Origin of the sequence: Actinacidiphila yanglinensis (genome assembly GCF_900107965.1) — a bacterium.
In the GTDB taxonomy this organism is placed as follows: Bacteria; Actinomycetota; Actinomycetes; order Streptomycetales; family Streptomycetaceae; genus Actinacidiphila; species Actinacidiphila yanglinensis.
Genome location: NZ_FNVU01000005.1, coordinates 279,953 through 291,916 on the forward strand (window position 1 = coordinate 279,953; position 11,964 = coordinate 291,916).

An 11,964-nucleotide genomic window follows, 5' to 3' on the forward strand; every position below is an offset into this window, starting at 1 on the left:
GAGGCGTCCGAACGATCCACTGCGGAAGAGGCCGAATGCGGGAGAGTACGGACGCCAGCGGCCGCCACGGGGACGGTGAGCCGGGGCGCGGCGCCGCGGGCGGGCCCGGTGCGCTCCTGCTCAGGGCCGGGCGCTACTTCCGCCGCGGCGAGACGGCCGCGGACCTGCACAGCGAGCACCTCGAGGGCGGCCGGCAGGGCGACCGCTTCTACCGCGAGCGCTGGAGCCACGACAAGGTCGTCAACTCCACCCACGGCGTGAACTGCACGGGATCCTGCCGCTGGAAGGTGTACGTCAAGGACGGCATCATCACCTGGGAGACCCAGGGCACCGACTACCCCACCGTCGGCCCCGACCGTCCCGAGTACGAGCCGCGCGGCTGCCCCCGGGGCGCAGCGTTCTCCTGGTACACCTACTCGCCGACCCGGGTGCGCTACCCCTACGTCCGCGGCGTGCTGCTGGAGATGTACCGCGAGGCGAAGGACCGGCTCGGCGATCCGGTGCTCGCCTGGGCCGACATCCAGGCCGATCCCGGACGTCGCCGCCGCTACCAGCAGGCGCGGGGCAAGGGCGGCCTGGTGCGGGCGCGCTGGGACGAGGCCGTCGAGATCGTGGCCGCCGCCCATGTGCACACCATCAGGACGTACGGCCCGGACCGGGTGGCCGGCTTCTCGCCGATCCCGGCGATGTCGATGGTCTCGCACGCGGCGGGCGCCCGCTTCATGTCGCTGATCGGCGCCCCGATGCTGTCCTTCTACGACTGGTACGCGGACCTGCCGGTCGCCTCTCCGCAGGTGTTCGGCGACCAGACGGACGTCCCGGAGTCCGGGGACTGGTGGGACGCGGCCTACCTGATGATGTGGGGCTCCAACGTCCCGGTCACCCGGACCCCCGACGCGCACTGGATGGCGGAGGCCCGCTACCGGGGCCAGAAGGTGGTGGTGGTCGCACCGGACTACGCCGACAACGCCAAGTTCGCCGACGAGTGGCTGCATCCGCATCCGGGTACGGACGGCGCGCTGGCGATCGGCATGGGACACGTCATCCTGAAGGAGTTCTTCGTCGACCGGCAGGTGCCGTTCTTCACGGACTACGTGAGCCGCTACACCGATCTGCCGTTCCTCGTCACGCTGGCGGAGCGGGACGGCGCCTGGGTGCCGGACAAGTTCCTCCGGGCGGCGGACCTCGATGCGGGAGAGGCGGGGGCGGCGGCACCGGGGGAACCGGGGGCACCCGGAGACTCGGGCGACTCGGGCGAATCCGGGGAAGAGGGCCCCGACGCCGAGCGGTGGAAGACGGTCGTGTGGGACGAGACCACCGGCCGCCCCGCCGTCCCCGGCGGCTCCATCGGCTTCCGCTGGTCGGAGTCCGGGCAGGGCCGCTGGAACCTGGATCTCGGCGCGATCCGCCCGGCACTCGGCCTGATCGGCGTCGCGGACGCCGTCCCGGCCGAGGTGCTGCTGCCCCGGTTCGACACCGACGGCGGCCCGCACGGGCAGGGCAGGGGCGGCGTCGTCCGCCGCGGGGTGCCCGCGGTCCGGCTGCCCGGCGGACAGACGTTCACCACCGTCCACGACCTGTTGCTGGCCCAGTACGGCGTCGGCCGCGAGGGCCTGCCGGGCGACTGGCCGGGCTCGTACGAGGACGCGGAGAGCCCCGGGACCCCCGGTTGGCAGCAGATCCACACCTCGGTGCCGGCCGCCGCGTGCGTCCGGATCGCGCGCGAGTTCGCGGCCACCGCGGAGCGGTCGAAGGGCCGCTGCATGATCCTCATGGGCGCGGGCACCAACCACTGGTTCCACTCCGAGACGATCTACCGCGCGTTCCTCGCGCTGCTCCAGCTCACCGGCTGCCAGGGCCGCAACGGCGGCGGCTGGGCGCATTACGTCGGGCAGGAGAAGACCCGGCCGTCGACCGGCTGGGCGACGCTGGCCGGCGCGGCCGACTGGTCCCGCCCGCCCCGGCAGGCGATCGGCACCGCCTACTGGTTCCTGCACACCGACCAGTGGCGCTACGACCGCTTCCCCGCGGACGTGCTCGCCTCGCCGCTCGGGCAGGGCCGGTTCGCCGGCATGACCGTCGCGGACTGCCTGGCGCAGGCGACCCGGGCCGGCTGGATGCCGTCCTACCCGACCTTCGACCGGAACCCGCTCGAACTCGGGGAGGGCGCCGACCCGGTGAAGGCGGCCGTCGACGAACTCAAGGCGGGCACGCTGAAGTTCGCGGGCGAGGATCCGGACGCACCGGCCAACTGGCCCCGGGTGCTGACCCTCTGGCGTGCCAACCTGCTGGGCTCCTCCGCGAAGGGCGCCGAGTACTTCACGAAGCACCTGCTCGGCACCCACTCCTCCCTGCGCGCCGAGGAGGCCGGTCCTGACGTCCGGCCGCGCGACGTCGTCTGGCACGACCGCGCGCCCGAGGGCAAGCTCGACCTGCTGCTGTCGCTGGACTTCCGGATGACGTCCTCCACGCTGCTGTCCGACATCACGCTGCCGGCGGCCACCTGGTACGAGAAGCACGACCTGTCGAGCACCGACATGCACCCCTACGTGCACGCCTTCTCGCCGGCCATCGACCCGCCGTGGCAGGCCCGTACCGACTTCGACGCCTTCCACGCGATCGCGGAGCGCTTCAGCGAGCTGGCGGCCGGCCATCTCGGCACCCGGCGCGACCTGGTGGCGACCGCGCTCCAGCACGACACACCCGGCGAGATCGCCCAGCCCGGCGGGCACGCGCGCGACTGGCGGCGCGGGGAGTGCGAGCCGGTGCCCGGCGTCACCATGCCGGGGCTGACCGTGGTGGAGCGCGACTACACCGCGGTCGCCGCGAAGATGGCCTCGCTCGGGCCGCTCGCGGAGGGACTCGGCCTGCCCGCGAAGGGCATCGCGCTGCGCCCCGACGCCGAGATCGAGGTGCTGCGCGCCCTCAACGGCGCCGTCGCCGACGGCGGGCCCGCGCACGGCCGGCCGCTGCTGGACACGGCGGCCAAGGCGGCCAACGCCATCCTCGCGCTGTCCGGCACCACCAACGGCCGCCTCGCGGTCCAGGGTTTCCGCACCCTGGAGCGGAAGACCGGCCAGCCCATGGCACACCTCGCCGAGGAGAACGAGGCCCGCCGGATCACCTACACCGACACGCAGGCCGCACCGGTCCCGGTGGTCGCCTCCCCGGAGTGGTCCGGAAGCGAGGCCGGCGGCCGGCGCTACAGCCCTTTCACCCAGAACCTCGAACAGCTCAAGCCGTGGCACACCCTCACCGGCCGCCAGCAGCTCTTCCTCGACCACGACTGGATGCACGAGGTCGGCGAGGCGCTGCCCGTCTACCGGCCGCCGCTGGACATGCACCGGCTGTTCGGCGAACCCGTGCTCGGCCCGGACGGGCAGCGCGAGGTCACGGTCCGCTACCTCACCCCGCACAACAAGTGGTCCATCCACTCCGAGTACCAGGACAACCTGTTCATGCTGTCGCTGTCCCGCGGCGGCCAGGTCATCTGGATGGCCCCGCAGGACGCCGAGGCGATCGGGGTGCGCGACAACGACTGGATCGAGGCGGTCAACCGCAACGGCGTCGTCGCCGCCCGGGCCGTCGTCTCCCACCGGATGCCGGCCGGCACCGTGTACATGCACCACGCCCAGGAGCGCACCGTCGCCGTGCCCAGGACCCAGACCACCGGCCGCCGCGGCGGCGTCCACAACTCGCTGACCCGGCTGCTCCTCAAACCGAGCCATCTCATCGGCGGCTACGCCCAGTTGAGCTGGGCCTTCAACTACCTCGGCCCGACCGGGAACCAGCGGGACGAGGTCACCGTGATCCGCCGCCGCACCCAGGAGGTGACGTACTGATGCGGGTGCTGGCCCAGGTCGCGATGGTGATGAACCTCGACAAGTGCATCGGCTGCCACACGTGTTCGGTGACCTGCAAGCAGACGTGGACCAACCGGAGCGGCATGGAGTACGCCTGGTTCAACAACGTGGAGACCCGTCCCGGGCAGGGCTACCCGCGGCGCTGGCAGGACCAGGAGAAGTGGCGCGGCGGGTGGCGGCTCAACCGCCGCGGCCGGCTCACCCTGCGGGCCGGCAGCCGGGTGGCCCGGCTGGCGAACATCTTCGCCAACCCGGTGCTGCCGGGCATCAAGGACTACTACGAGCCCTGGACATACGACTACCGGAACCTCGTCAACGCGCCGCTGGGCGAGGACTATCCGGTGGCCGAGCCGCGCTCGCTCCTCACCGGCAAGCCGATGAAGATCGAGTGGAGCGCCAACTGGGACGACGACCTCGGCGGCTCCGTCGAGCACGGTGACGCCGACCCGCTGGTGGTCAGGGCGCGCGCGCAGGGCGAGCAGGCCGCGGAGAAGGTGAGGGCCGCGTTCGAGCAGACCTTCATGTTCTACCTGCCGCGGATCTGCGAGCACTGCCTGAACCCGTCGTGCGTCGCCTCCTGCCCGTCCGGCGCGATCTACAAGCGCGAGGAGGACGGCATCGTCCTGGTCGACCAGGACCACTGCCGCGGCTGGCGGCAGTGCGTGACCGGCTGCCCGTACAAGAAGATCTACTTCAACCACCGCACCGGCAAGGCCGAGAAGTGCACCTTCTGCTATCCGCGGATCGAGGTCGGGCTGCCCACGGTGTGCTCGGAGACCTGCGTCGGGCGGCTGCGCTACCTCGGCGTCGTGCTCTACGACGCGGACGCGGTGACCGCCGCCGCCTCGGTGCCCGAGGACCGGGACCTGTACGAGGCCCAGCTCGGGGTGTTCCTCGACCCGGAGGACCCGGAGGTGCGGCGCGCCGCGGAGCGGGACGGCGTCGCGCACGACTGGATCGAGGCGGCCCGACGCTCACCGGTCCACGCGCTGGTCAGCCGGTACCGGGTCGCGCTGCCGCTGCATCCGGAGTACCGGACGATGCCGATGGTCTGGTACATCCCGCCGCTGTCCCCGGTGGTGGAGGCGCTCACCGAGACCGGCTTCGACGGGGAGGACGCCGGCAACCTGTTCGGCGCGATCGACACCCTGCGGATCCCGGTGGAGTACCTGGCCGGACTGTTCACGGCCGGCGATCCGGCCCCGGTCCGGGCGTCGCTGGAGAAGCTGGCCGCCATGCGCGCCCACATGCGGGCGGTCAACCTCGGCGAGGCGGAGTCCGGTTCGCCGTCGGAGGCGGCCGACGCGGTCGGCATGACCGGCCGCGGGATCGAGGAGATGTACCGGCTGCTGGCGGTCGCCAAGTACGAGGAGCGCTACGTGATCCCGACCGCGGCCATGGGCGAGGCCCGGCGGCTGGAGGAGTCGGCGCTCCCCGCCGAGTGCTCCCTCGACCACGACGGCGGGCCCGGCATGGGCGGTGAGGGGATCGGAACCGGCGGCCCGGGCCCCTTCGGCGAGGACTCGGGGCGGCGCCGCCTCCCGCTGGTCAGCCTGGAGAACTTCCACGCGCTGCGCCGCCGCCAGACCGGCGACGACGAGGCGCAGCGGTGAGCGCGTTCTCCCGGGGCGGCCGGGCGGCGCCCCCGCCGGTGACGTATCCGACCGCCGTGCTCCACCAGGCTGCCGCCCGGCTGCTGGCCTACCCCGACGCCGAACTGGCCGGACAACTCCCGCTGCTCCGGGCCGCGCTGGTGTCCGCGGGCACCGACCCGGCCGCCCTGCTGCTCCCGGTGGTCGACCACCTCGCCGGCGCGGAGCCGCCCGGGCCGGCCGCCGAGTACGTCCGCACCTTCGACTTCACCAGCCGGCACTGCCTGCACCTGACCTGGTGGACCGACGGGGACACCCGGCGCCGGGGCGCCGCCCTGCTCCGTTTCAAGGAGCACTACCGCGCGCACGGCATGGAGCCCGGCGACGACGAACTGCCCGACTTCCTGCCGGTCGTCCTGGAGTTCAGCGCCGCCACCCGCACCGACGGGCTGCTGCGCGAGCACCGCCCCGCCCTGGAACTGCTGCGGTTGGCCCTCACCGAGAGCGGCACGCCCTACGCCCGGGTGCTCGAGGCGGTGTGCGCCACGCTGCCCGGCGCGTCTCCCGCGGATCGGGCGCAGGCGAGGGCGATGGCCCGTGGCGGCCCGCCCAGCGAGGCGGTGGGCCTGATGCCGTACGGACACCTCGACCTGCTGCCGGTGCTGACCGAGTGAGCCGGTCGCCTGCCTCCCGACTGCCCCCGCCGGCCGACCGATCGGAGACCCGCTGATGAACACCCTGCTGTGGGGCGCCCTGCCATACGTCGCGTTCGCGCTCCTCGTCACCGGCCTGGTCTGGCGGCACCGCTACGACACCTTCGGCTGGACCACCCGCTCCTCGGAGATCTACGAGTCGCGGTTGCTGTCCCTCGCGTCACCGGTCTTCCACTACGGCATCCTCTTCGTGCTCGCCGGCCACCTCCTGGGCCTGTTCGTGCCCGCCTCCTGGACCGACGCGATCGGCGTCGACGAGCACGTCTACCACCTGTTCTCGCTGATCGGCGGCACGCTCGCGGGGCTGCTGGCGATCACCGGGATCGCGCTGCTGGTGTACCGGCGCCGCACCAACGCCCCGGTCCTGCTGGCCACCACCCGCAACGACAAGTTCATGTACGTGCTGCTGGTCGGCGAGATCGCGATGGGCATGTACGCCAAGGTCACCAACTCGTCGTTCAGCAGCGGCTACGACTACCGCACCACCATCGCGCCCTGGGCCCGCAGCCTGTTCACCCTCGATCCCAGGACCGACCTCATGACGGGGGCCCCGCTCACCTATCGCATCCACGCCGTCCTGGGGATGATCCTGATCGCGGTGGTGCCGTACACCCGTCTGGTCCACATGTTCAGCGCACCCGTGCAGTACCTCTTCCGGCCCTACATCGTCTACCGCAGCCGCGGTCCGCTGACCGAGCAGCCGCGACCGCGCGGCTGGGAGCGGCTCGACGCCTGACGGCCGGCGTCTTTTCGGGGCCCGCTCGCGTAGTGTCACCGTCATGCGACTGAGCACTGTGATTCTGCCGATCTACCCCTGGACCGAGGGGCGGAAGGTGTGGGAGGGCGCGGAGGAGCTGGGGTTCCACGCGGCCTACACGTATGACCACCTGTCGTGGCGGACGTTCCGGGACGGGCCGTGGTTCGGGGCGGTGCCGACGCTGACCGCGGCGGCGGTCGTGACCTCGCGGATCCGGCTGGGGACGATGGTGACCTCGCCGAATTTCCGGCACCCGGTGACGCTCGCGAAGGAGCTGATGACCCTCGACGACGTCAGCGGCGGGCGGGTGACGCTGGGCATCGGGTCCGGCGGGACCGGGTTCGACGCGGTGGTGCTGGGGCAGGAGCCGTGGTCGCCGCGGGAACGGGCCGACCGCTTCGCCGAGTTCGTCGAGCTGCTCGACCGGCTGCTCACCCAGGGCGACATCACCTTCGGCGGCAGCCACTACTCGGCCTTCGAGGCGCGGAACATCCCCGGCTGCGTGCAGACGCCGCGGCTGCCGTTCGCGGTGGCGGCCACCGGGCCGCGTGGCATGCGGCTGGCCGCGAAGTACGGTCAGGAGTGGGTGACCACCGGCGACCCCGACCTGTACGAGACGGGGACGCCCGAGCAGTCGCTGGCCGCGATCCGCGGGCAGATCGAACGGCTGGGCTCGGCGCTGGAGGACGCGGCGCGCGAGCCGGCCGGGGTGCCCAAGGTGCTGCTGACCGGGTTCACCCCCGACCGCGCCACCCCGTTCAGCTCGCTGGACGCCTTTGTCGACTTCGCCGGACGGCACGCCGAGGCCGGCATCGACGAGATCGTCCTGCACTGGCCCATCCCGGACTCGGACTTCGGCTACGACCACGCCGTCTTCGAGCAGATCGCGATCGAGGCGCCGGGCCAGCTCGGCTGAGCGTCCGGGAGGTGCACGGGGCCCGGGCGGGTACGGTGCCCGGGCCTCTACGGTGCCGCCGCCCCGCGGTCACGGGCGTCACGGCGTCATGGCCGGTCCGGCCGCTCGGCGAGCGCGTCCATCCGGCGAGCGGCCACCTCGCGGTCGGCGGCCGCGGCCACGAACTCCGGGACCCGATCGGCCCCGACCAGGTCCCGCACCGCGGCGACCGTGGGCGCCGGAAGCGGCACCGCTACGGGCGGGGTCGCGCCGTCGGCACGGGGGCCGGTGACCTCGGCTGCGATGGCCTCGGGTGCGGCGGCCTCCGGGCGGCCCGGCCTCGCGGGTGCGGGTGCGGGCGTCGACGCAGGCGCGGCCGGACCGGGGCCGGCCGCCGGCGGAAGGGCCGCGGCCTCGCCCAGGTGGCGCCGGATGTGCTCGGTGGCCCGCAACCGCATCGCGCGGGCGAGTTCGGCGTCGACGGCCTGCTGGGCCAGCGGGCGCAGCCGCCGGATCAGGTCGGTGGCCTCGGCGGCCTCCTCGTCGGTCGGCGGGTGCTGGAGGAACCGCTGGAAGACGTACTCCGTGGTGAACTCCAGGAACCGCTCCGAGATGTGCTCGACACGTCCGCGCAGCTCGCGCAGGTGCCCGGTGATCGCGGCCAGCGGTACCCCGGCCCGGTGCAGCTCGGCGGCGACGGCGAGTTCGCTGGGGCTCGGGGCCAGGAACTCGTCCTCGTGTCCGGGCACCGCCTCCAGGACGCCCAGCCGCAGCGCCTCCTCCACGGCCGTCAGGTCCATCACCCCGCCGAACGTCTCGGTCAGCTCGTCGACCCCTATCCGGGCCGGCGCCTCGTCCGACCACGGCCGGTCCACCTCGCCCACCAGTCCGAGGACGCCGCCGAGTCCGGTGCCCGCGTCCCAGGCAGCCAGCAACTCCTTGATGCTCGCCAGCGTGTAGCCGCGCTCCAGCAGGTCGGCGATCTGCCGCAGCCGGGCCAGGTGGGTGTCGTCGTAGACGTTCGCCCGTCCCTGGCGCACCGGCTTGGGCAGCAGGCCGCGGTCGGTGTACGCCCGGATGGTGCGGACCGTGGTGCCGCTGAGGTGGGACAGGTCCTCGATCCGGTAGGCACGCTGCTCTTCCGCGGTGGTCACGGCCTTGCTCCTTGCTGGTCTGCGCCGGTCTGCCGTACGGGGGTCAGGAGGCCGCGGCGGGTCCTGCCACCCGTCCTCCGCCGGTGTCGGGCCGCTCGGCCCCGACGGCCTGTGCGGCCGGGGACACGGCCAGGTACTCCACCGCCTTGCTCATCGAGCCCTCCTGCGACGGATGGTACGACCGCCGCAGGTAGCGGGGCATCGAGGCGTGCAGCGAGGCCCACGAGGGCAGCAGGCCACGGCGGGCGGCGGCACGGTGGTCCTTGAACCGGTAGTGGCCGCCGTCGAGTTGCGGGTCGTGCCGCATCAGGTAGCGGGCGCCGGACAGCCACAGGTAGAACAGCGCGGGCCAGGCCAGCGCCATGCCTTCGGCCCGGCGCAGGTAGCGCACCGCGCCCTTGCCGCCGGCGTGCTGGTACATGTCGAAGGCGACCGACCGGTGTTCGACCTCCTCGGCGCCGTGCCAGCGCAGCAGGTCGAGCATCACCTCGTCGGTACCCGCGCCGTCCAGCGCGTCGGCGTCCAGGATCCAGTCGCCGAGCACCGCGGTGAAGTGCTCTATGGCCGCGATCAGCGACAGCCGGAACCGCAGCCACTCGCGGCGCGGCACCGGCAGGCCGAACGGCGGGCGCTCACCCAGCAGGACGTCGAACATCCACTCCACGTGGCGGGTGTAGGCGGCGGTGTCGAGTTCCTGCTCGGCCAGGTGCTCCAGGACGTACGCGTGCTGCACGCTGTGTGTGGCCTCCTGGCCCATGAAGCCCTTCACGTCCTTGAGCAGTCGCTCGTCCGTGATGAGCGGCAGCGCCTCCTTGAACACCTTCACGAACCACCGCTCGCCCGCGGGCAGCAGCAGGTGCAGCACGTTCATGACGTGCGTCGACGTCGGCTCACCCGGAATCCAGTGCAGCGGGGTCCGCTTCCAGTCGAAGGTGACCCGGCGGGGTTTGATCGCGTGGCTCACGGGTGGGGCCTCCTTACGGTTCTGCGGGGTTCCTCGGGTGAGGGGTGAGGTTCCTCGGGTGGGGCGGGCGGGCTACAACGGGGGATCGACGCGGGCCAGCGCCCGCAGGGCGCCCGGGGACAGGCGCGACAGCAGGCGGGCGCCGCGCGCCTCGGGCGTGACCGGGACGACCGCGGTGTCCCGGCGCACCGCGCGCAGCACGGCCCGGGCGACCTTCTCCGGCGGGTAGTTGCGCAGCGAGTAGAGCTGGGAGCTCCTGGCGCGGCGCCGCTCCTGCTCCTCGTCGCTGACGCCCGCGTGCCGGGCGCTGCCGGTGATCGCGGTGTTGACCAGGCCGGGGCAGATCGCGCTCACCCCGATGCCGTGCGGCGCGAGTTCGGCCCGCAGGCACTCGCTCAGCATGAGCACGGCTGCCTTCGAGGTGCTGTACGCGGGCAGCGCGCGGGACGGCTGGAAGGCCGCGGCCGAGGCGGTGTTGACGATGTGGCCGCCCTGGCCGCGCTCGGCCATCTGGCGGCCGAAGAGCCGGCAGCCGTGGATGACGCCCCACAGGTTGACGTCGAGCACCTGCTTCCAGTCCTCGGGGGTGGTGTCGAGGAAGGAGCCGGCCAGGCCGATCCCCGCGTTGTTCACCACCACGTCGGGCACGCCGCGCAGGTCGGCGGTGCGGGCGGCGAACTTCTCCATCGCGTCCGCGTCCGCGACGTCGACCACCTCCGGCCAGGCGTCGGCCGCACCGGCCCGGCGGGCGGCCGCCGCGGTCGAGCCGGCGCCCTCCGCGTCCCGGTCCACCGCCACCACCCGCGCACCGGCCTCCGCGAAGGCGAGCGCGGTGGCCTTCCCGATGCCGCTGGCCGCACCGGTGACCACCACCAACTGCCCGGCGAACCGCTCGCGCGCGGCCGGCAGTCCCCGGCCGAGCACGGTCCGCACCGCGTCGGGATCGGGCTCCGCGGTGTCCCCGCCCTCCGTGGCCCCGACGAAGTCCGCTATCCAGCGGACCAGTTGGTCGGGGCGGGAGCGCGGCACCCAGTGCTTGGCCGGCAGGGTGCGCCGGGTCAGCCGGGGCACCCAGCGGTCGAGGTCGTCGTAGAGCCGCTCGGAGAGGAAGGCGTCGCGGGTGGGAGTGATCAGCAGCACCGGGACGTGGGAGGTGGGGTCGGGCCGGGGGTGGCCGAGCCGCTGCCGGACGTTGTCCCGGTAGAGCCAGGCGCCGTGGGCGGCGTCCTGCGGCAGGGACGCGGTCGGATAGCCGTCGGAGGGGACCTTCTCGGCGCGGGCGAGCATCTTCGGCCACTGCCGGCCGAGCGGGCCGCGCCACGCCAACTCGGGCAGCACCGGGGTGTGCAGCGCGTAGACGTACCACGACTTGGCGCCCTGGCCGAGGAGCTGGGCGGCGCGGCGCGGGGTGGGGCGGCGGACCCGGCGGTTGATCCAGTGGCCGAAGTGGTCGAGGCTCGGGCCGGAGATCGAGGTGAAGGAGGCGATCCGGCCCTCGGTCGACGGCTGCGTGGCGAACTCCCAGCCCTGCACGGATCCCCAGTCGTGGCCCACCAGGTGCACCGGGCGGTCCGGGCTGACCGCGTCGGCGACCGCGAGGAAGTCCTGGGTCAGCTTCTCCAGGGTGAAGCCGCCCCTGAGCGGCTGCGGCGCGTCGGAGCGGCCATGGCCCCGCACGTCGTAACTCACCACGTGGAAGCGGTCGGAGAGCTGCTCGGCGACGGCCGACCAGACCTCCTTGCTGTCCGGGTAGCCGTGCACCAGCACGAGGGTCGGCGCGCTGCCGGGCAGGTCTGGCACGCCGTGCTCGGCCACGCACAGCCGCACGCCGCCGGCACCGGTCACGAAGCGCTCCCGCACCCGCGCCCGGCCGGTGCGGTCGGCGGGAACTCCTCCGCCGTCCCCGCCGGTCGCCTCGCCACCCGCGGCGCCATGTGCCCCGCCGGCAGGCGCGCCGTTCGCCCGGCCCGCGCCCTCCGGACCGCTCCCGCCGACCGTCGAGTCCGTCCCGTCCGTCTCGTCCATG

At 73.4% G+C, this 11,964-nt stretch carries 8 protein-coding genes; 5 read left to right on the plus strand and 3 right to left on the minus strand.

What is annotated here, in order from left to right; genetic code table 11:
• Positions 1-35 precede the first annotated feature (35 nt).
• From C4U44_RS13845 to C4U44_RS13865, 5 genes are read left to right on the plus strand one after another with little or no spacing between them, the layout of a single operon-like run.
• A complete protein-coding gene (locus tag C4U44_RS13845; protein ID WP_103886061.1) occupies positions 36-3,842 on the plus strand; it encodes a nitrate reductase subunit alpha in 3,807 nt (1,268 codons plus the stop codon).
• The gene (gene narH, locus C4U44_RS13850; RefSeq protein WP_103886062.1) at positions 3,842-5,476 is read left to right on the plus strand and encodes a nitrate reductase subunit beta; all 1,635 of its coding nucleotides are present in this window, start codon (positions 3,842-3,844) and stop codon (positions 5,474-5,476) included. The genes C4U44_RS13845 and narH overlap by 1 nt, the downstream gene beginning before the upstream one ends.
• Complete coding sequence (gene narJ, locus C4U44_RS13855; RefSeq protein ID WP_235032059.1) at positions 5,473-6,129, plus strand: nitrate reductase molybdenum cofactor assembly chaperone; 657 nt, start codon at positions 5,473-5,475, stop codon at positions 6,127-6,129. The genes narH and narJ overlap by 4 nt, the downstream gene beginning before the upstream one ends.
• Before the next feature lie 55 nt (positions 6,130-6,184).
• Positions 6,185-6,904: a respiratory nitrate reductase subunit gamma gene (gene narI, locus C4U44_RS13860; RefSeq protein WP_103886063.1), complete on the plus strand. Its 720-nt coding sequence runs from the start codon at positions 6,185-6,187 to the stop codon at positions 6,902-6,904.
• Between the two features lie 43 nt (positions 6,905-6,947).
• Positions 6,948-7,841, plus strand: a complete 894-nt coding sequence (locus tag C4U44_RS13865; protein ID WP_103886064.1) for an LLM class flavin-dependent oxidoreductase — start codon at positions 6,948-6,950, stop codon at positions 7,839-7,841.
• Positions 7,842-7,927: 86 nt separating this feature from the next.
• Here the strand turns inward: C4U44_RS13865 and C4U44_RS13870 are convergent, their stop codons facing one another.
• From C4U44_RS13870 to C4U44_RS13880, 3 genes are all read right to left on the minus strand, one after another.
• Positions 7,928-8,974, minus strand: a complete 1,047-nt coding sequence (locus tag C4U44_RS13870) for a MerR family transcriptional regulator (protein ID WP_103886065.1) — start codon at positions 8,972-8,974, stop codon at positions 7,928-7,930.
• Positions 8,975-9,017: 43 nt separating this feature from the next.
• Positions 9,018-9,938 carry a metal-dependent hydrolase gene (locus C4U44_RS13875; protein WP_103886066.1) on the minus strand — a complete coding sequence of 307 codons (921 nt, stop codon included), beginning with the start codon at positions 9,936-9,938 and terminating at the stop codon, positions 9,018-9,020.
• Between the two features lie 72 nt (positions 9,939-10,010).
• Positions 10,011-11,963, minus strand: a complete 1,953-nt coding sequence (locus C4U44_RS13880; protein WP_103886067.1) for an SDR family oxidoreductase — start codon at positions 11,961-11,963, stop codon at positions 10,011-10,013.
• Position 11,964 lies beyond the last annotated feature (1 nt).

Coding starts and splice junctions, on each gene's coding strand:
- C4U44_RS13845 (WP_103886061.1), top strand. CDS start 36: ATGCGGGAGAGTACGGACGCCAGCGGCCGCCACGGGGACGGTGAGCCG.
- C4U44_RS13880 (WP_103886067.1), bottom strand. CDS start 11,963: ATGGACGAGACGGACGGGACGGACTCGACGGTCGGCGGGAGCGGTCCG.
- narI (WP_103886063.1), top strand. CDS start 6,185: ATGAACACCCTGCTGTGGGGCGCCCTGCCATACGTCGCGTTCGCGCTC.
- C4U44_RS13865 (WP_103886064.1), top strand. CDS start 6,948: ATGCGACTGAGCACTGTGATTCTGCCGATCTACCCCTGGACCGAGGGG.
- narH (WP_103886062.1), top strand. CDS start 3,842: ATGCGGGTGCTGGCCCAGGTCGCGATGGTGATGAACCTCGACAAGTGC.